The sequence below is a fragment of the Rhizobium ruizarguesonis genome (assembly GCF_012349115.1).
In the GTDB taxonomy this organism is placed as follows: Bacteria; Pseudomonadota; Alphaproteobacteria; order Rhizobiales; family Rhizobiaceae; genus Rhizobium; species Rhizobium ruizarguesonis.
In genome coordinates, this window is the sequence record NZ_PQIG01000133.1 from 202,225 (window position 1) to 220,676 (window position 18,452).

Sequence of the window (18,452 nt, forward strand, 5' to 3'; positions counted from 1 at the left end):
GGTTCATGCGGAAGCGCGGCCGAGAAGCACGGCATCTTCGAGCGCCCAGCTGAGCGAGACGGTGTCGCCGACGGCGACCGGCCGGGCGAAATAATCGCCGTCGTCGGCAATGACGGTGAAGTCGTCGCTGCCGGCGCCGATTACGGTGATCTTCACGGAAGAGCCGCGATATTCGATGTTGGAGACGATACCGTCGAAGCCGAGCGTCCATTCGCTCGCCACCTGCAGGCGCACGCGGTCGGTGCGGATACCGATATCGACAGGCTCGCCGACCTCCCTGCCCGTCCCGCGCACGGAAAAGCTCTGACCTTCCGGCACGGTCATGACGAGCACGCCGTTCTCGCTCGACGTCACCCGGCCGGACAGCACATTGTGGTCGCCCATGAACCGCGCGACGAAGGCAGTCGCCGGCCGCTCGAAGACCTCGCGAGGGGCCGCCGCTTGCTCGATCCGGCCGTCATTCATGATGACGATAACGTCGGCGAGCGCCATCGCCTCTTCCTGGCTATGGGTGACGTGTACGAAGGTGATGCCGAGCGACTTTTGGAGTTTCTTGAGTTCGGCGCGCATGCGGATCTTCAGGAACGGATCGAGCGCCGACAGCGGCTCGTCGAGCAGCAGCGCTTCCGGATCGGTGATCAGCGCGCGCGCCAGTGCCACGCGCTGCTGCTGGCCGCCGGAAAGCTGGGCCGGACGCCGGTTGGCATAGCCCTCCATCTGCATCAGCTTCAGCATCTCGAGCGCCTTGGCCTGCCGCTCTTGCTTGTCGACGCCCTTCATCTTCAGGCTGAAGGCGACGTTGTCGATCAAATCGAGATGCGGGAAGAGCGCGTAGGACTGGAACATCATCGCCGTGCCGCGGCTGGCCGGCGGAAAATCGGTGACGACGACATTGCCGAGCCGGATATCGCCCGACGAAATGCTCTCGTGGCCGGCAATCATGCGCAGCGTCGAGGTCTTGCCGCAGCCCGACGGGCCGAGGAAACAGCAATAGGAGCCGGCCGGAATCTTCAGGCTGATCGCATGGACCGCCGTCGTCGCGCCATAGACCTTCGAAACGGATACTATATCGATCTCTGCCGCTTTCGACATCATGCCTTCCCCTGTTCGGAAAAGACGATGCATCTGCCGTGCCAAACTCCGTGGCTCACATCAAGCCATTGCGAATTAAAGATTTTATCGCTACCGAACTTGCGAGAGCAAATTATAGGCACAGCGGTATCTGCACATGATTTAGGCTATCGTGCGCAATTTGTGCAGAAAATCGTATACAATTTTGCCGCCATTTCGAGCACAAATTCTGTTTAACTTTTGCCGCGAACACGGATATGGTTTGTCGTCATCAGGAAATCGATTTTCATGAAATCCGCCGCCAAGGCTCAGCAAGCCGAAGACTCCGCCGATACCGGCGCGCAACAGATCCGCGATGCCATCCGCGAAGCGATCGTCGAACGCAGGCTCTCGCCCGGCACCAAGCTTTCGGAAAGCGATGTCGGCAATCTCTTCAACGTCAGCCGCACGCTTGCGCGCGCCGCCCTGCAGGCGCTCTCCTATGAGGGCCTCGTCAGCGTCGAGAAGAACCGCGGCGCCTTCGTCGCCTACCCCTCGCCCGAAGAGGCTCGCCAGATCTTCTCCGCCCGCCGCCTGGTCGAACCCGGCATATTACGCGAGGCCGCGGCGCAGATCACGCCCGATGACATCGCGCATCTGAGACAGCTTCTGCTGGAAGAAGGTCGCCTGATGAGCGAACGCGGCCAGACGGCGCGGCGCGCTGAAATCAAGGCATCGGGCGATTTCCATCTGACGCTGGCGCTCATATCAGGCAATTCGATCATGCAACGCTTCATGGAAGAGCTCGTCGCCCGCTCGTCCCTGGTGATTGCGCTCTACGGGCAGTCGACCGCATCGAGCTGCGGTCATTCCGAACACGGTGACATCATCTCGGCGATCGAAGCCAACGAACTCGACCGCGCCTGCCAGCTGATGCTGCACCACATCGCCCATATCGAGGCCGATCTCGACCTGCGCGAACGCAAGAGCCTGGGCCTCAAGGAAGCTTTCGAGCTCTGAACATGCAAAAGATGCGGGCGCGGATGATGCTTCACCGCGCCCCGCTTCAAACGGAATCTCGAAACACTACCAAGGCGTCTTCTTCGGCAACATCTCGAAAGCCGCGAAGATATCCTCAGCGGTCATTGGCTCGCTCGAGCGCAGCTTCACGGTTCCGTCGCGTCCGATCAGGATCAGCCCGAACTCGCCGGACGGCGGCCCCTGCAGCCGCTCGCGAATATCGTCGGCATCGAGTTCCCAGTCATCGTCGAACAGCGCAAACGCGCCGCCGCCGGCAATGCTGAACACTTCGACGTCTTCTTCGATGAGGCGCATATGCGCTTTGCGCAGCCATTCGTCCTGAATGAGAGCGCGGTCGTCTTGCGCATCTGCGAAGATGATCAGCACCCGCTTCCTGTCGCGAAACTGCTCGAGCGATTGCGGAAGGTCAGGCTCACGCCGAGGTGTGCCGATGATTTCATGAACGATGGATTTTAGCATGGTACTTATTCCTCGCCCGTCACCACTGCATAATTCCTTAGATCGGGATCGATTTAAGGATAAAATTATGCGGCAATTCAAAGTGCCACAGCGGCGCTGTAGCGGCGGGCCGTGTCTGCCGAATTAAACGGTTGGGAATGGGTGAGGTTCCGCCAAGAAGCGGAAAAGGATCGCAGCCATGGCCGCGATCCTTATCCTGTCAGTCGCGGCTTTGGTCTTCGGACGCGTGGGCCGAAACGGCAACGAGATCCACGGCACCCGTGGCGAGAAGGCGCTTGCGCACCAGCACGCGCATGACGCGCGCCGCCGTCGAGAAAGTCATCTGGTCGAGCGGGCCTTCGCCCTCCCACGGCTTGCTCAGCCGTTCGGTGACGGCGCCGACGATGTTCATCGGCACGATGTCGGTGCATTCACGCATGGCTTCGAAAACGAAGCTGATAGGGATGACCCGTCCTTCGTAGGTCACGATCGGTTCGGTCAATTCACTGTCCCATTCCTCGAAGGCATAGAGCGCTTCGCGAAACAGCTGCTGGAGGTTGAACGGCGCATGGCCGTCATGAAGTGGCGGCAGTGCATTCATCATGTCTGTCTCCTCTTGATGGGTTGAAGCCAAAGTCCTCCGGTATCGGTCGCGCCAACGCGGGGAACGGAGCGTTTTGCTGCCCCTGCGAACCGAATAACACTATTGATTCTATAGAGTAACGCGCCGGGGTAAAGCCCATTTATCCGCCGCCGCGGAAGCGAATTCCATAACGCCCTGATATTCTTGCGTCTTTTGGTCGAAATTTTCTCGGCGACCACCAGTCTTAAAAATCTATGCCACCCGCCTGAGATCGCTCCGGAATGGCACGACGAGACGAAAAAACCCTGAAAATTCACGGAACTTTTGTCTCTGTAATTTGTTTTGTTCTCACATTCGCAAAACAGTCTGGGGTTATCACCAATGACGCAAATCCGTGAACCGGAGCGCCGAAGCAGAATCCTGCGCGGCCGCCCCTATAGCCTTGATGAATTCGCCTCCAAATATGGTCTCCTGAGCGACCAGGCCGAAAGTCTTTTCACCCGTTTCGGCCCCTCCTCGATCGAACTCGACCTGCTGATGGCAGCCAAACGCCGGCCGCCGGTTCTACAGGACAGAATTGCCGAATAACACTTTTGACGAATGGAATAGACAGATGAGCGATAAACGCCACGAATGGATCAGCAAAAGAGCTTACGCGATCTGGGAGGAACAGGGCCGCCCTTACGGCCGCGACGACGAACACTGGCGCCAGGCGGTTGCCGAACGCGATGCGCTGGAGCGCACGAAGGCCTCTTCCGACGGCCGCGAGGTACTGGTGAAGTTTCGCCCGAGGCCGCAACAGCCCGAAGCGCCCCGCATCAGCTGGATCGGCCGATCGGTAAGCGTCGGCTGAACCCCGTCCTGTTCGGCCCGGACGGCCCATCCGCACCGGGCCGAGCAGATTGATCCCTGAGAGCAACTCAGTCGAACCTTAACCGGAAGCGCGCCTGAAAATCTCCCTGCCACCACATCGGGAAATTGGTTCCCCATTTATTGTTGTGCAGATTGAAGCGAATGCCAGAGCCGAAGTCCGGCCGCGTCTTATAGAACGTCATGAAATCTGAGCTTTGCGGCGCAACGAGCGGCGCATCGAAGGTTTCGATCGTCAGCGCACCCAGAGCGAGATCGTTGCGTGCTGATGTCACCGCCTGCAATTGTCCGCCGCCGCTCGTCGCAATATTCCCGGATCGATGCCAGAGGCCCATCTTGCGGAAATTCCAGTCCCCGGCACCATCAGGCGTGAAGGATAGGAAGCTTGCCTCCGGCATACGGTTGGCCGGCTTGTCGTGCAATGTCAGGCTAAGATCGAGGCGATCGCCCTCGGCGGTGAAATGCTGCATCACATGCGGCGGCGCGCCATATTTCTGCACGGCCTCGGCCGGCATTGAGAGAAGGATGCTCGCCTCGTCAGTCGCTTCCAGCGCCGGCAGAAAAACCTTCGAAAGCGCCGCACCAGAACGAGCTAGCCCTGGCTTGTCATGGTCGAGGACCGCCCATTCCTGGCGATGGGTCAGGTAGGTCTCCATGTGCCTGATAACGTCGCCGGCATCGTAGCTCTCGTATCGATAGGCGATCAGCGAGCCGTCACGTCCGGAGATCGTCCTGCCGGAGGGCGAGGTGATTTCGGCGACATCGCCGCTCACGCCGTTAAGCGCGATCGACCAGCCGCCGACCTGCAGGCGGAGCTCCCGCCCACCGCCCTCGATCACGGCAGGCGTGGCGAGTTCGGCAAGCACGGCGTGGGCCGCCTTCCGGTCCGTCTCGTCGAGCTCCGAGACCGCCTGATCGAGATAGGCCCGCTGCTCGTCCCATGAGGCTTCGGTGTAGGCGAAGCGATAATCGGATCGGCGCGCGGCCTCGAAATCGGCCCGTGACCACGCTTTGTCGTCGCGCAGATAGGATTTGATATCGACGCCGCAGGTATGCTCGGCCACCATCGCCAGTCCGCGCCCGAAGGCGAGACGCCGCGCGTCGAGACCATCCGCCGCGAAACGGTCGTAGAGCCGCTGCAGCGCGAGGAACCGCGCCGTCTTCACCGGATCGCTGCCGCTACCATGGATCCAGCTGTCGCCGAGTTCCAGCTCGACGACAGGGAAACGCTCGCGCTCGCTCCAGAGGATGGCGCCGTACTCGTCAAGCGTCGCCGCGCGGATGATCGCATCCGGCTCACGAGCGCGTAATTCGCGATAGGCCTCGGCCGTTTGCGGCACGCTCTGCGGCCCGATATTGTCGTTGGTATGGGCAAAGCTCAGGCCATCCTCCAAACCATCGGGGAAACAGGTTTCGCCATAGGAGCGCTGGTACATGACGACCACTTCCTCGCCGCCAGGCGCCCGCCAGCGGAAGATATCGGGCACATCAGGCGGCGGTGAGGCTGTATTGACGCCGAGATGAAGGAAGCGGATGCCCGCCTCGCAAAGCAGCGGCACCATGCCGAGCGTATGGCCGGGCACATCGGTCATCTTTGCCGCGATCGTCGTCTTGCCGAAACGCCGGTCGAGCTCATGCGAATAAGAGAGCCCGGCCCGAAAGAGATCCGGCGACATCAGCTCCGTATGCGTGGTGAACGGCAGCCCGTGCCAGCGGATCAGCCCGCGCTCGATCGCCTCTTCCAGCGCCGCGACCTCAGGACCGGAGCGCGAATTCAGATGGTCCCAGATCAGCCAGGCGCCGGTCGTCCAGATGAATTTCGGCTCGTCGGGATTTTCGGCATGAAAATGCCTGCCCGTCTCGATCGCCTGCGGAATGAAGCGCTCATGATATTGCCGGCGGACTTTCTCGGCATGATCGGTAAAGCCGATATCGAGATGGGTCTTGAAGACCAGATGCACGCGCTTTTCAGTCATTCCATTCCACACATCAGTAAGGACATCCGAAACATTCTGCAGCCGGCGCTGTACAGGCAAGACGGAATGTAACCGTTTCCACAACACCATAGCTCCTGCCGCAAACGCTCCGTCAACCAGTTTTGGCACAAATCGATGAAATAATGCGGGTTTCTTAACCATAAATCCAGAACGCAGTGTCCAACGCTTTCGCCGTCAGATCGAATCGCGACAAGAATGAAGACGTGTTCATCGGCAGTTTTGGAGAAAAGCGGATGGGATGTCCCTGCCGACCGGCGTGGGTGCCCTGCCTGAATTGTGGAGAAAAAGGCTGAGCCGTTCTGGAAGGCCGATCGTCAGAAGGCGTTGGTTTCCTGGCAGAGCGCCCGGTGAACCTCGGTCCAGAATAGCGCCAGCGACGTGTCACCGTTGCGCTCGGCAACGAGGGCGCGGATCAGCGCTTCGGAGCCTGCCATGTCCTGCCAGCTGGATTTCAGGCCCTTGGCGGCCTGTTGGCATTCGGCAATCTCGAATGGTCTCTTGCTGTCCATATGAGGTCTCCTCATGACAGGCGCTAGCAGATGGGACCCGGATTGTCATTCCCCGCATATGTGGGGATGCCTTGTATTTATGACAGCGCTCGCGGTAGGATTGAGGGAATTGGGGCAGTGGAAATGATTGAAAATACCTACAGCGAAAAGTTCGAGTCCGCTTTCGAACAGATCAAGGCCGCGGCCAATGTGGATGCCGCCATCCGCATTCTCCAGGCGGAATATGGCCTCGATTTCGTCACCTACCATCTCGCCCAGACGATCGCGAGCAAGATCGATTCGCCCTTCGTGCGCACCACCTACCCGGATTCCTGGGTCTCCCGCTACCTTCTGAACAGCTATGTAAAGGTCGACCCGATCGTCAAGCAGGGCTTCGAACGCCAGCTGCCCTTCGACTGGAGCGAGGTCGAACCGACGCCGGAGGCCTATGCCATGCTGGTCGACGCCCAGAAGCACGGCATCGGCGGCAACGGCTATTCCATTCCCGTCGCCGACAAGGCGCAGCGTCGCGCCCTCTTGTCGTTGAATGCCCGCATACCGGCTGACGAATGGGCCGAACTCGTCCGCCGCTGCCGCAACGAATGGATCGAGATCGCCCATCTGATCCACCGCAAAGCCGTCTACGAACTGCATGGCGAGAACGATCCTGTGCCGTCATTGTCGCCGCGCGAGATCGAGTGCCTGCACTGGACGGCGCTGGGCAAGGATTACAAGGATATTTCGGTCATCCTCGGCATATCGGAGCACACGACGCGCGATTATCTGAAGACCGCCCGCTTCAAGCTCGGCTGCGCCACGATCTCGGCCGCCGCCTCCCGGGCCGTTCAATTGCGCATCATCAATCCCTAGCGCATCGGCCCGAAAATCGGAATCGATTTTCGCAAAGCACGATGCGTAGGTTCAAAGTGTTAGAGCGTCCTTTGTGCGTCCGAAAGGACGCACGGCGCTCTAGGTCTTTTGTTGGCGCATGTCGTTCTCGCAAAACCGCTGCGCACTTTTGCGTGACATGCTCTACCCCCTCATCTGAGGGGGCCCATCTGAGGGAATTTCCGATCCGGCTCGCCTGAACCATTCTGCTTTCCACGAACTTGAAAACGCTGGAGGGCAAAATGTTCGTTATCATTCAGGCACATGAGTATCAGAAATACGCTGCCGTACTCGACCAGATGTTTCGCCTGCGCAAGAAGGTCTTCGCCGATACGCTCGGCTGGGACGTTCCCGTCATCGGCCCCTACGAACGCGACAGCTACGATTCGCTCGCCCCCGCCTATCTCGTCTGGTGCAACGACAGCCGCACCCGCCTTTATGGCGGCATGCGCCTGATGCCGACGACAGGCCCGACCCTTCTCTACGACGTCTTCCGCGAGACGTTTCCCGATGCCGCCAATCTCATCGCCCCTGGCATCTGGGAAGGCACGCGCATGTGCATCGACGAGGAGGCGATCGCCAAGGATTTCTCCAATGTCGATGCCGGTCGCGCCTTCTCCATGATGCTGCTTGCGCTTTGCGAATGCGCGCTCGATCACGGCATCCATACGATGATTTCCAACTACGAGCCCTACCTCAAGCGCGTCTACAAGCGCGCCGGCGCCGAAGTGGAAGAACTCGGCCGTGCAGACGGTTACGGCAAATACCCCGTCTGCTGCGGCGCCTTCGAAGTATCGGACCGGGTGCTGCGCAAGATGCGCGCCGCCCTCGGCCTCACCCTACCCCTTTATGTCAGGCACGTGCCGGCCCGCTCGGTCGTGACCCAATTCCTGGAGATGGCAGCATGAACCGCCTCGCTGAAACCGCCACGCAGACCGCAATGCAGAAGGATATCGGCGCGCTGGAGCGCCATGTTCTCGCATCCCGCGACATCGCCACGCAGATAGGGGATCCCTTCCTCTCCTATCTCCTTTCGATGGCGCTGTTCACGATCTACGAGAAGAAGGCCCATCACGAGAACGAGGCGCTGAGGAGCAGCTTCAGCTGAGGGTGTGGTTCCCCTCCGCCCCGCCTGAAGACGAGCATGTCTCCCGGCGCCTCGCGCGCAGCCGCAAAAACANCGTTTTGCGGCTGCGCGCCCCTGTCCAGTCATCAGGGTATTGCCGTTACGTCATCAGGGTATCGATCGTTGAAATCAGCGTGTCGTGCATGTAGGGCTTCGGCAGGAAGGCGGTATTGGCGGGCAACGCCATCGGATCGAGCCGCACCATGCCCGAGGTGATGATGATGCCGATATTCGGACGCATCGCCCTCACCCGATTGGCAAGCTGCAGACCGTCCATCGAACCGGCCATATTGACGTCGGTGAACAGGATATCGACATCCTGCCTGCCCTTCAGCACCACCAGAGCCTCATCGGCATTCGCCGCCTCCAGCGCCACGTGACCGACATCCTCCAGCACATCGAGGATATTGAACCGGATCAGCGGCTCGTCCTCCACGATGAGCACCACGGCACTGTTCGAAGCCACCATCTGCGATCGCCCTCTTCATGCGGAATGTCACTTGAATAAGTGTAGCCCGCCCGAGAAGGTTCCAGTGGCTGCCCACGAAATATACATCGTCCACAGATGCTTGCGCTCACCGCTTGTGGCTCCCCCGGATTTGCGTTAGAGCGAAACCCGTGCTGCGGGAACCATTGCCCCAGCATCACAGCGCCGGACACCCGACGCCAGGGCCTGTAGCTCAATGGTTAGAGCCGGCGGCTCATAACCGCTTGGTTGGGGGTTCGAGTCCCTCCGGGCCCACCATTCCGTTTAGTTTCGAGGTTCCGGAATTTTTGAAAATCTTTCAAAGCTTCCTCGAAGCCGGCTTTGAAGGAGACAGTGCTCTTCAAAGTGGATCTGCATACGGTGGCGCCAATCGGCCACCTCGTAAGAATTTAGCAAGAATCGGATAAAGCCTCGTCCACCGTCTACCGCAGTCCTCAAGATGGGCCGCTGCTGAATGAAAGCCCAGCGAGGTGTATTCCCCGACTGGCTCGCCCTCTCCTTCGTGGACCAGCGTGTTTGCCGCGATTGGATGATGTAGGTTCGAAACGTCTCCACTAAGGTGGACGAACGTGTCGACCACCAGTTTTCGGGCTTCTTCGACGAAATCAGTATCGATGCCCTGGCTCTCACCGACCTTCAGAAGCACTATCTGAAAGGCAACAAACCTGACGTAGGTCATCGGGTGATATCTCGGCACCGTGTCCTTGCCGGCCAGGGAATCAAGGAAGATATGGGCCAACGTGATACCGACTAAGTATTGTAGACGATATTGCGCAGTAAACTCCTCAACACGTTCGGCTGGAATGCGAGGCTTGATACCTGCAAGAAAAATTTGCTCCAAGAGCGTAAAGGTTAAAGTCACCGCGGATGCGTCAGCATCCATCTCGAGTGTCCGAGCCGTAAGCTCCGAATCCTGTTGGGTGGCAGTAAATTCGCGAAAGTCATTGGACAACCGGAAATCGAGATGTCCGTGGGCAATGTGAGCATATTCGTGGCATATGACATAGCAAAGCAAAGAGAAGAACACGTTGGTGGTGACACCATTGGCCTCGATCGATTCTCGAACCAACTCCTCGTGAAATATTAGGTCCTTTGCGATGTCCAGCAGGTACATGCCGGAGTAATCTTTGGTGGGCTCGACGCTTTCGGTCCGAAAACGTTTGGCCATTGGGCCTAACACCTGGAGACGCGATGTCAGAACCAGCGCATAATCGATCGCTCGCGGGTCAGCTAAAATAACAAACGCATCGGGCTCTACAGGCGCGGCTCTAAAGGGAACACCACCTCCTACAAATGCGAAAAAGACGCTTCCTCGTTCGATTGGCAAAGCCCATTTTAGACCGGAAAATACCTGCTCGAACCGTCTGACGAAATAATCAAACTTCGAGGTGGCTTCATCTAGTGTGTACACATGAACTGCACCGCTTCGCCCTCCATTCATTGTTTTTGTAACTAAGTGATCGGGCGCGTAATTTAATATTGGCGACTCGATGGGCTTCTCGTCAGGCATCGTTCTACCCTTGTATAATCAACCCGGCAGCGGCGACACCTTTTCCGCCGGCAACTTAATATGTCAATTTGATAGCTCCAGCGCAGAAGCCGAATTTCCCTGTCGCAGGTTGTTCTCCCTATAAACTTAAGTTCTCTCCTGGTTGGAAGGACTTGCGACAGGACTTCTGCCTTGTTTTCCAAAGCCCTGTTCGTTGCCGCTTGCTGTTTTTTGCCGTGGAACCCAAGGGTTTCAATGCGACCTGACCCGGTGGGCGCCGGATACGGCATCCGCGCCTCAAGGCGCCTTCTGCCAATGCAAGCTGCTGGCGCAGATGGCGGATGTTCGAGCAGAGTGCCTATTCGGCCGCCTTATCTCCTTTGCGAAAGGCTACCACCTCGGTGAATTCGTCGCCGACCGGGCTTGACCTTCGCTCTGGATTCATGGCCGCACGCATGAGCCTCCTACTACTCCAGATCGGCAATCGACCGGGGTGAATGGGACCCCTTCGACAGGCTGCGGCTCCCCATATCGTCGTTGTCCAAACAAACGACATCTTAAGCGTGTCCGAGGCAGCCTTGATCCGCATCTTTCGGCACGGCGATGGTTGTCAGAAGGGAGAGCGGAGCCGCCGGCTGTAGGCAGTTGGCCGCAATCGCCCAACTGCAATCTCCGCTCGCTCGGTCCATGGAAAGCCAGTCATGGATTGGGCCATAGGGGCGATATGGGGCGAAACATCGGCTGCCGCCATGACAGCATCTGATGAAGGGGTGGTGGGCACGGGGCACACGAAAGGCGCTTTATAGATCCTTGCGAATAGAAAAGACGTAGTTATAGGGCGTTCCGGAAGAGTCCTTCTGGACCTCGTCGATCGACAGGGAACGAAATTTTCGATCTTTCAGGCAATATACAGAATAGCCAAACGGCTTAAGATAGTCGATCACGCTGGCGACAGCGTTGGGTCGATGTCGGTCTTCCGCTTCGATGAGCAGGTTTGGGTGATCCCGGTTCAGTATAGCCTGCGCGCCTTTGAGTACTTTTAGTTCGTGCCCTTCAACGTCGATCTTAATGAAGCCTACAGGGCCGAACTGATAGCTATCCAGGCGCCGGGTTGGAACGGAAATTTCTTCAACATTTTGCGTCGAAAGCGTATTCTGCTCCTCAATCGTGGCGCAGCCATCCATGAGCTGATCACTGGGGATCCGCATCGTTGCAACGCCAGCGCTGTCGGAAAGTGCGACCTGCTCGACCCGAACCGACGAACCAAGCGCAGCCTTCAGAAAAGCGACCATGTGAGGCTGAGGTTCGAAGGCGACGACATCGCCCGCATACTTGGTCAAGTACCAGGAATAGACACCGTAGTTCGCACCTATATCGATTGCAGTCTGGCCCCGACGGCATAATCTATCGAGGATCCGAAGCTCGGGCTCACCATGGCGCCATTCTCGTGAAGCGCGCGTCCATAGCCTGAGCCGAGGTGGCGCAATATTAGCGATATGAAGCATGTAGGCTCCCGGTAACTCGAACGCATGCGCTATCCGCTCGTCGAGCGGCGTGACCCTGTTTTTCCATCTTCGGTGAATTGGCAACCCGTGGCTAGATCATCGATAGTTGATGCCTTGCGCGGCCATTTCACCAAGCCTAGTTCTTTAGGTGAAGCCGACGTAGCCGTGGATCCCTTCTGTAGGCGTTGCCATGCAACCTTGATCGTGGCAGCGAGCGCTGGCGAAGGGGTTTTCAGCCAATAACAAAATCTTGATCGACAATGACAGTTATCAGGACGCCCCATGGCCCTACTTGCCAGGATTATACGGACACTTTGGACAGTGAGGAGTGGGGAGATGCTTCAAACTCGCAAACTATTGGAGGCCATGACAGCCGTCTTCGTCATTGCCATGTCGGCATCGGCCTGCAGCACGAGCCCAAACGACTCGATACAAACGGGCTCGATCGGCTATACCGCTCATAGCGCTGACTTTGCCCTTCGGCCCGCCTGCCGCGATGGATTCGGCAATGATCGCCCATGCAGCTATTAGCGCTGGGAAATTAGAAGTCTAATTGCCGCGATAGTTCGCTTCCGGCGATGGCCAGTAGCACACGACTTCGTCCGACGGCATCATGCCCGATCGGTGCACATTTCTAATAGCTACAAGAACGCCCATCGCTCGGCCTGAACCCACCCCCACACGCCGGATTAAGCGGCTGACTCTCATAATAACCGCCGCCGATCGACGAAGTCTGGTCGAGGCTTCCGGACGAAGTGCAAGCCGAAATGATCGTGGCAAGGCTGATCAGCGTTCCGGTCGCGACAAATGCGAAAAATCGGTTCATCTGAGCTTCTCCTTCGGAAGGGCATGGTTTTACCCCAAGCGGGCAATCTACCACCCACGGCGAATACCGACGAGGATTTATAGCGCCCGACCGCTCTCGGCGGCCCCTTCTAACGCCAATGTGATCACCTTTTAGGCCAGCCGCTCTCCAGCCATGCACTGTCGCATAACTGTCATGCTAAATTGCCCATTGTTACGGCAGCCTGGGCAAAATATATGCTGCCGGCTAACAAAAAAAAGAATGAGTGAACTGCCATGAGTGCCATACATAAACTTTTCAACCGCAATCTCCTGACCCGCTTCGTCGCTGGTCTCGGTGCGGTTCCCCAGCGCATTCGCGACGCACGCGAAGAGCGCAAGCCCGCCATCCATCCATCCTTCATGGACGATTTCGGCGCCTGAAGCGCGTAGCGATCTTTTAGATTCCCTGCCCCGCTTTAGCTTTGGTTTTGCGCATCTCTTTATCGCAAAACCGCTCCACACATTTGCACGACATGCTTTGGCCATCCAAGGCATCCGCTCGCCGCCGGGTAAGGTAGTGACCTCATCCCGGCTGGCGCGCATCCTCAGTTGACTGCGGGTGCGGCTGGTTCGCCCCAGCTGGAAATGGGTTGGCCGGCCTTGGTCGCCACCCTCATGTCGTAGAGCGCGAGCGAAGCCTGGAGCTGCCGCATATCGTTGCAGCGGTTGATGATGCCGCCGATATACTGCACGCAGTCGCTGGCGCTGCCCTGCACGGAGCCCGTGGCCCAATCCTTGACGATCCCATCGGCGCCCACCAGGAAATAGGAAAGCCGGTTGTTCTGCGAAACGGTGGAGCTGCCGACCAGACCCGCGAAATTCGTGCCGGTCTCGGTCTGAGCGCCGGGCGCCATATGCCGGTAGATCGTCATGCCGTTCTTCAAGGGCGTTGCGCCGATCATCGGCCCGAAGGTCGCTTCGGAGCCGGAAAGCCGCGCCATTGGCGACTGGCCAAGATTGGCGACCTCTGTATAGGGCTTGCCCAGCGCATAGCTGGTGTAAGAGCGGTTGGCGGCGTTCTCCGCCTTTTCCGCCACTTGAGAGCACCCCGCCAGACCGATGGCGAGGCTGATCGAAAGAATTGCCATGAAGCGCATGCTGCCCCCCTTGTCGGCCACATAGCGCGGCCGCCGCTTGTTCCTTAACCCGCCGTATTTGCTATCAGGTTTGCGGGATTTGGGAAGCGGTCGAGTCGCTAGGTCGGTGTGCGGAGAGGAGCATTATTTGCCGGTGTCCGGCGTTTCTGATCCGGGCATTGTGATGATGATCAGTGCCGCCGTGTGAGCCCCTCTCCTCGTTACCCCACATTTTTCTCCCGCTACGCATCCGCCTGTCTTTTCCGCCGCAATAGCTTCACAATCAACCGACAGAAAGCTGTTCAGGGAATCGACAACCAAGGAATGAAAACATGGCGCCGAACTATACCAGAACTGTCCTGATGACCGCCCTTCTGGCGCTGCCGCTCGCCGCCGCAGCGCCCGCCTTCGCGCAGGAGATGAAGCCGCGTGAGCCGGTGATTTCGGTGACCGGCGATGGCGAATCGTCCATCGCTCCCGATATGGCCGTCGTCAATTTCGCCGTCGTCAAACAGGCGAAAACCGCCCGCGAAGCGCTCGATGAGAACAACAAGGCGATGAACGACGTGCTTGCCGCACTGAAGAGCGGCGGCATCGCCGAGCGCGATCTGCAGACCTCGGGCTTTTCCATCCAGCCGCAATACAACTATCCGCAGCCGGTCGACGGCCAGCAGCAGCAGCCGCAGCTGATCGGCTACCAGACCATCAATTCGATCACCGTCAGGCTGCGCGATCTCGCCAAGCTCGGCGAGGTGATCGACCAGTCCGTCAGCCTCGGGATCAACCAGGGTGGCGATATCCAGTTCACCAACGACAAGCCGGACGCCGTGATCGACGAGGCACGCAAGAATGCTGTCGCCAGTGCCGTCAAGAAGGCGAAGACGCTGAGTGAAGCCGCCGGCGTCAAGCTCGGCCGCATTCTCGAGATCAACGAGAATGTGCCGCGCGCGATGCCGCAGCCGGTCTATCGCGCCACGATGATGAAGGAGGCCTCCGACGCTGCCGTTCCCGTCCAGAGCGGCGAGAACAATTACAATGTCAGCGTCACCGTGACCTTCGCCATCGAACAGTAAAATGAAAGCGCCGCGCATCTTTTCAGGCGCACGGCGCTCGGTTCAATGTCATCTTCTGCGCCTCGGCCCGAGAGAACGCCGATGCCGGCCCCTCATCCGGCTGCCGCCACCTTCTCCCCGTAAACGGGGCGAAGGGACCATGCCGCACCCTCCCCGTTCACCACCAGCCCCTCGCAGGGCACGTCCCCTCGCCCCGTTTTTACGGGGAGAGGGTTAGGGTGAGGGGCAGCCATTGGCGCCAACCGGACAGCCGTGGCACAAGACCCACGATGAATGCCGGAGGAAAGAGCGCAGTCAGACTGAGCGCAAAAAGAAAACCGCCCTTGCCGATCCGGGGAGACTGGCAAAGGCGGTTTTTACAGCGCCGCGCGTCTTTTCAGACGCGCAAAGGACACTGTAACACTTTGAATTGCTGCATAATTTTATCCCTAAATCGATTCCGATTTAGGAAATTATGCAGTGCCGCCGCATCGGGGAGACGGGGCGGCGTTTTCTTCTAACGATTAACGGCGCAGGGCGGGGCAACCGCGGACATTGGCGAAGCTCATCTCATCGGGGCCGCGACGCGTCCAGCCCTGGACGATCACGCGGCGTGGCGTGATGTCGACGACCCGCGCACGGCGGAAGCCGTAATCCCGAGCGAGATTTTCGGCGAGCTGCGGATTGCAGCCGCGCGACGGGCGGCCGTAGCCCGGAGGCGGACGGTCATAACCCGGAGGCGGACGGCGGTAATCCTGCGGCGGACCACGGTCCGGCTCACCAATAATGATATTCAACTGGGCGGCAGCGGGGGCCACCGTGCCGGCCAGGGTACCGGCTGTCAGCATGGCGGCAAGACCCGCCTTTGCCAGAAACTGCATCATCGAAAAACCTTTCGTTTGAAAGTCGGGCCGGTCAAGCCGCCCTCCCCATTAGTCCGCATTACGCCGAGGCGTCATTTGGGAATCACTCATACAGGTCAGAGAAGAGACGGCGGAAAGTGTCAGCGTCAAGGCAAAAACGGACCGGAAGCGCCGCATCGGCGCCTCCGGCCGCAGTCCTCAGCGGCGGATCAGCGGGCAACCGCGGACATTCGCAAAGGTCATCCTGTCCCAGCCGCGACGGTCGCGTCCTGCCACGACAATGACCCGCGGCGACATGCGGGTGATATGGGCATTCCGCAGGCCGAAATAACGCGCCTTGCGCACCGCGTGCACCGGCGAGCTGCCACGCACCGGTGGGCGGTGGTAATATTGCGCCTCGACGACGAGGCCCGTCTGCGGCCCTGCGGCTGCCGCCGTGGAAACGGTGGCCGGAATGGAGCAGAGGGCGAGCAATGCGGCAAGCGAAGCCTTGGTCAGGAAATGCGTCATGGAGTGTCTCCGTCGATTGGTATTCCAAGCTCTCCCTTTAGGGATTGTCTCGACAGTAACCGCCGCAAACTGAACGGCGCTCGAACCAGACATTCAGTTTGCATTCACAAGAGCATGATGCCGAAAAGTGTAAGCGGTTTTCGGACGACATCATGCCCTCCTTCTTCGATTTAGATCCGGATGATCATCCGGATCTGGGATTAACTCTTTCATGAGCTGAGATGCAGCACGATTTCGCGCCGGTGCGGCCGGTCGCGATGCTCATAGAGATAGAGCCCCTGCCAGGTGCCGAGCGTTAAGCGCCCGTCGGCAACGGGAATGCCGATCGAGACCTGCGTCAGCGCCGCCTTGATATGGGCCGGCATATCATCAGGCCCCTCGGCCCTGTGAACGACCCAGCTCATGTCGGGATCGGAGGCCGGCGGCACGAGGCGGCGGAAGAAGGTGAGAAGATCGGTGCGCACGTCAGGATCGGCATTTTCCTGGATCAGCAGCGAGCAGGATGTGTGGCGCACGAAGACCGTGAGAAGCCCCTCCTCCCGCCCCGACGCGCTGACGAAGGCCTCCGCCTCACCGGTGAATTCGTAAAGGCCCTGTCCGCGTGTGGACAAAGTGAGGATCGTCTGGGGCAAGGCGCTCTCCCGCTTCGAGATGACATGTCTCGCGAGTTGGCGCGCTGCTTGCCGCAAGTCAAGCTTGCGCGTGCAAGTCAAGCTTGCGTGCGCAAGTCAAGCTTGCGTGTGCAAGTCAAGCTTGCGTGCGCAAGTCAAGCTTGCGTGTGCAAGTCAAGCTTGCGTGGGAAGTCGATGATCGCTTCAGAAAGAAGAGAGGATGAAGCGCCGGTTAGCGGCAAGCACGGGCCGGGCATTCATCGGATAGAGCGTCGTGAAGGCTCCTATATCCCTTTCGTCGACCTCCATCGGCTGCCTGAGCACCATCCAATCGACAATCTCGCTGCAAGGCGGTGTCGTCAGCGACCCCTCATAGGACCAATAGGTGAGCTCTTTCGGCAGCAGGCCGTTTGGGTCGACATCGACCGCGGCTTCGCCGCCTGCCGTTTTCGGAAAGGCGGCCGCCAGCCGCGAGAAGCCGGGATTGGCGGCACCCGGCGTCACGAATACACCAAGCACCCCAAGCGTGCCGGTCTCCTTGTGCCTGTGGACGAAATGCGCCTCCATTGGGAAGCTCCTGCCGTCGACATGATGTTCGCTCGGCGCATGGAAATGATACTGCAGCAGCTCGTAGCTGTTGCCGGCGCGCGAAAGCCGGCTGCCACCAGGCATGTTGACCTGCATCGTGTGGCCGTTGTTGACGATCTTGCCACCGGCCTTCCAGTCGATCGCAATCGGCGGAAGCTCCGCCTTGACAGCACCGGTCAGATCGAGCGGCGATTGCTGCGAGCCGGCTGAACAGGCGGTATTCTCCGGCGCCATCGCGCCCCAGTGGTCCGGGCCTGACTGGCCCTCGTAGCTCCAATGCGCACCTTCGGCGGCAAAGCCAGCGCCGGCACAAGCCGGGCAGGCGCCAAGCACGATCACTCCCTTGATGAAATCACGTCGCTGCATGTCCGTCCCCCACGGTGGCAGCCGGCGGCCTGCCGAGCCCCGCGGAGCGATTATGCGCTCGCGCAAGGCAGAAGGGAACATGGGAGGCCAAGCATCCTGCCATTCGCACGGCTCGCCTGAAGTCTTGCATGCGCATCGTCATTCCTGAGCGGCGGCAGAGTTTGGAAGTCAAGCTTCAAAGCTTGAGCAGCATCTCGAAGCCGCCATAGATCATCCGCTTGCCGTCGAATGGCATCTGCCATTGGTCGCCCTTGAGCCTCGGATCGTCCATCACCTTGGCATTGATATCGTCACGCTCCTGGCGCGAGCCGTAGACGATCCAGGAAAACACCACCACCTCGTCCTCCTTCGCCTGCACGGCGCGGGGAAAGGAGGTCAACTCGCCGTAGGGCACGTCATCGCCGATGCATTCGACATATTCGAGCGCGCCATATTCCTTCCAGATCGAGCCGGCGAAGGTCGAGAATTCCTTGTAGGCCTCGATATTCCCCTTCGGCACCGCGACGATGAAACCATCGACATAGGACATCTCGCTCCTCCTCTGCGTGTCGTTATCGTGGAGGAGATAGGAGACTTGC

Annotated in this window: 24 protein-coding genes and 1 tRNA gene; 10 read left to right on the plus strand and 15 right to left on the minus strand. The window is 59.2% G+C overall.

Annotation, left to right across the window (positions count from 1 at the left end; genetic code table 11):
• Positions 1 to 3: 3 nt before the first annotated feature.
• A complete protein-coding gene (locus C3Y91_RS35695; RefSeq protein WP_168576374.1) occupies positions 4 to 1,092 on the minus strand; it encodes an ABC transporter ATP-binding protein in 1,089 nt (362 codons plus the stop codon).
• A 267-nt stretch (positions 1,093 to 1,359) separates the two neighbouring features.
• On the opposite strand from C3Y91_RS35695, the gene C3Y91_RS35700 reads away from it, so the two are divergent.
• Positions 1,360 to 2,070: a GntR family transcriptional regulator gene (locus C3Y91_RS35700; RefSeq protein WP_024320736.1), complete on the plus strand. Its 711-nt coding sequence runs from the start codon at positions 1,360 to 1,362 to the stop codon at positions 2,068 to 2,070.
• A 66-nt stretch (positions 2,071 to 2,136) separates the two neighbouring features.
• On the opposite strand, the gene C3Y91_RS35705 is transcribed toward C3Y91_RS35700, so the two are convergent.
• Both C3Y91_RS35705 and C3Y91_RS35710 read right to left on the minus strand, forming a co-directional pair.
• Positions 2,137 to 2,550 (minus strand): DUF4174 domain-containing protein, encoded by a 414-nt coding sequence (locus C3Y91_RS35705; protein WP_018074080.1) that lies wholly within the window; start codon positions 2,548 to 2,550, stop codon positions 2,137 to 2,139.
• Positions 2,551 to 2,749: 199 nt separating this feature from the next.
• Positions 2,750 to 3,133: a BRA0787 family protein gene (locus C3Y91_RS35710; RefSeq protein WP_024320735.1), complete on the minus strand. Its 384-nt coding sequence runs from the start codon at positions 3,131 to 3,133 to the stop codon at positions 2,750 to 2,752.
• 360 nt (positions 3,134 to 3,493) lie between these two features.
• Between C3Y91_RS35710 and C3Y91_RS35715 the strand changes: the two genes are divergently transcribed.
• Together C3Y91_RS35715 and C3Y91_RS35720 are read left to right on the plus strand one after the other, a co-directional pair.
• A complete protein-coding gene (locus C3Y91_RS35715; RefSeq protein WP_018074078.1) occupies positions 3,494 to 3,700 on the plus strand; it encodes a hypothetical protein in 207 nt (68 codons plus the stop codon).
• Between the two features lie 25 nt (positions 3,701 to 3,725).
• Complete coding sequence (locus C3Y91_RS35720) at positions 3,726 to 3,965, plus strand: DUF2934 domain-containing protein (protein WP_024320734.1); 240 nt, start codon at positions 3,726 to 3,728, stop codon at positions 3,963 to 3,965.
• 67 nt (positions 3,966 to 4,032) lie between these two features.
• Here the strand turns inward: C3Y91_RS35720 and C3Y91_RS35725 are convergent, their stop codons facing one another.
• Together C3Y91_RS35725 and C3Y91_RS35730 are read right to left on the minus strand one after the other, a co-directional pair.
• On the minus strand, positions 4,033 to 5,958 hold the full coding sequence (locus C3Y91_RS35725; RefSeq protein ID WP_130664879.1) for a DUF5054 domain-containing protein: 1,926 nt from the start codon (positions 5,956 to 5,958) through the stop codon (positions 4,033 to 4,035).
• Between the two features lie 335 nt (positions 5,959 to 6,293).
• Positions 6,294 to 6,488 carry a hypothetical protein gene (locus tag C3Y91_RS35730; protein ID WP_018074075.1) on the minus strand — a complete coding sequence of 65 codons (195 nt, stop codon included), beginning with the start codon at positions 6,486 to 6,488 and terminating at the stop codon, positions 6,294 to 6,296.
• 123 nt (positions 6,489 to 6,611) lie between these two features.
• Here C3Y91_RS35730 and C3Y91_RS35735 point away from each other — a divergent pair, with 123 nt between their 5' ends.
• The 3 genes from C3Y91_RS35735 to C3Y91_RS35745 all read left to right on the plus strand — a co-directional run bounded on the left by C3Y91_RS35735 (position 6,612) and on the right by C3Y91_RS35745 (position 8,463).
• A complete protein-coding gene (locus C3Y91_RS35735; protein WP_018074074.1) occupies positions 6,612 to 7,337 on the plus strand; it encodes a LuxR family transcriptional regulator in 726 nt (241 codons plus the stop codon).
• 260 nt (positions 7,338 to 7,597) lie between these two features.
• Positions 7,598 to 8,263, plus strand: a complete 666-nt coding sequence (locus tag C3Y91_RS35740) for an acyl-homoserine-lactone synthase (RefSeq protein ID WP_003541559.1) — start codon at positions 7,598 to 7,600, stop codon at positions 8,261 to 8,263.
• Complete coding sequence (locus tag C3Y91_RS35745) at positions 8,260 to 8,463, plus strand: hypothetical protein (protein ID WP_018074072.1); 204 nt, start codon at positions 8,260 to 8,262, stop codon at positions 8,461 to 8,463. Before C3Y91_RS35740 ends, C3Y91_RS35745 begins: the two co-directional genes overlap by 4 nt.
• Positions 8,464 to 8,581: 118 nt before the next feature.
• Here C3Y91_RS35745 and C3Y91_RS35750 read toward each other — a convergent pair whose 3' ends face one another.
• Positions 8,582 to 8,950: a response regulator gene (locus C3Y91_RS35750; RefSeq protein ID WP_018074071.1), complete on the minus strand. Its 369-nt coding sequence runs from the start codon at positions 8,948 to 8,950 to the stop codon at positions 8,582 to 8,584.
• A gap of 200 nt (positions 8,951 to 9,150) precedes the next feature.
• Here C3Y91_RS35750 and C3Y91_RS35755 point away from each other — a divergent pair.
• Positions 9,151 to 9,226 (plus strand) — tRNA-Ile (locus C3Y91_RS35755).
• Positions 9,227 to 9,308: 82 nt separating this feature from the next.
• On the opposite strand, the gene C3Y91_RS35760 is transcribed toward C3Y91_RS35755, so the two are convergent.
• Positions 9,309 to 10,478: a phage exclusion protein Lit family protein gene (locus C3Y91_RS35760; protein ID WP_130655928.1), complete on the minus strand. Its 1,170-nt coding sequence runs from the start codon at positions 10,476 to 10,478 to the stop codon at positions 9,309 to 9,311.
• 779 nt (positions 10,479 to 11,257) lie between these two features.
• The gene (locus tag C3Y91_RS35765) at positions 11,258 to 11,962 is read right to left on the minus strand and encodes an FkbM family methyltransferase (protein WP_024320731.1); all 705 of its coding nucleotides are present in this window, start codon (positions 11,960 to 11,962) and stop codon (positions 11,258 to 11,260) included.
• 336 nt (positions 11,963 to 12,298) lie between these two features.
• On the opposite strand from C3Y91_RS35765, the gene C3Y91_RS38315 reads away from it, so the two are divergent.
• Positions 12,299 to 12,493 (plus strand): hypothetical protein, encoded by a 195-nt coding sequence (locus C3Y91_RS38315; protein ID WP_024320730.1) that lies wholly within the window; start codon positions 12,299 to 12,301, stop codon positions 12,491 to 12,493.
• Positions 12,494 to 12,596: 103 nt separating this feature from the next.
• On the opposite strand, the gene C3Y91_RS35775 is transcribed toward C3Y91_RS38315, so the two are convergent.
• Complete coding sequence (locus C3Y91_RS35775; RefSeq protein WP_018074065.1) at positions 12,597 to 12,788, minus strand: hypothetical protein; 192 nt, start codon at positions 12,786 to 12,788, stop codon at positions 12,597 to 12,599.
• Positions 12,789 to 13,042: 254 nt separating this feature from the next.
• Between C3Y91_RS35775 and C3Y91_RS35780 the strand changes: the two genes are divergently transcribed.
• Complete coding sequence (locus C3Y91_RS35780) at positions 13,043 to 13,189, plus strand: hypothetical protein (protein WP_003561157.1); 147 nt, start codon at positions 13,043 to 13,045, stop codon at positions 13,187 to 13,189.
• Positions 13,190 to 13,353: 164 nt separating this feature from the next.
• Here the strand turns inward: C3Y91_RS35780 and C3Y91_RS35785 are convergent, their stop codons facing one another.
• Positions 13,354 to 13,905, minus strand: coding sequence for a hypothetical protein (locus C3Y91_RS35785; protein ID WP_024320729.1), 552 nt, complete (start codon positions 13,903 to 13,905; stop codon positions 13,354 to 13,356).
• Between the two features lie 311 nt (positions 13,906 to 14,216).
• On the opposite strand from C3Y91_RS35785, the gene C3Y91_RS35790 reads away from it, so the two are divergent.
• Positions 14,217 to 14,957, plus strand: coding sequence for an SIMPL domain-containing protein (locus tag C3Y91_RS35790; protein WP_130686701.1), 741 nt, complete (start codon positions 14,217 to 14,219; stop codon positions 14,955 to 14,957).
• Between the two features lie 503 nt (positions 14,958 to 15,460).
• On the opposite strand, the gene C3Y91_RS35795 is transcribed toward C3Y91_RS35790, so the two are convergent.
• The 5 genes from C3Y91_RS35795 to C3Y91_RS35815 all read right to left on the minus strand — a co-directional run bounded on the left by C3Y91_RS35795 (position 15,461) and on the right by C3Y91_RS35815 (position 18,403).
• Entirely contained in the window at positions 15,461 to 15,820 is a 360-nt protein-coding gene (locus C3Y91_RS35795; RefSeq protein WP_130655934.1) for a hypothetical protein, read from the minus strand.
• Between the two features lie 177 nt (positions 15,821 to 15,997).
• Positions 15,998 to 16,309 carry an SRPBCC family protein gene (locus tag C3Y91_RS35800; protein ID WP_168576375.1) on the minus strand — a complete coding sequence of 104 codons (312 nt, stop codon included), beginning with the start codon at positions 16,307 to 16,309 and terminating at the stop codon, positions 15,998 to 16,000.
• A 209-nt stretch (positions 16,310 to 16,518) separates the two neighbouring features.
• Complete coding sequence (locus C3Y91_RS35805) at positions 16,519 to 16,941, minus strand: secondary thiamine-phosphate synthase enzyme YjbQ (RefSeq protein ID WP_018486007.1); 423 nt, start codon at positions 16,939 to 16,941, stop codon at positions 16,519 to 16,521.
• 183 nt (positions 16,942 to 17,124) lie between these two features.
• Entirely contained in the window at positions 17,125 to 17,874 is a 750-nt protein-coding gene (locus C3Y91_RS35810; RefSeq protein WP_168576376.1) for a carbonic anhydrase, read from the minus strand.
• A 175-nt stretch (positions 17,875 to 18,049) separates the two neighbouring features.
• Complete coding sequence (locus C3Y91_RS35815; protein WP_130664884.1) at positions 18,050 to 18,403, minus strand: DUF1428 domain-containing protein; 354 nt, start codon at positions 18,401 to 18,403, stop codon at positions 18,050 to 18,052.
• Positions 18,404 to 18,452: the final 49 nt, after the last annotated feature.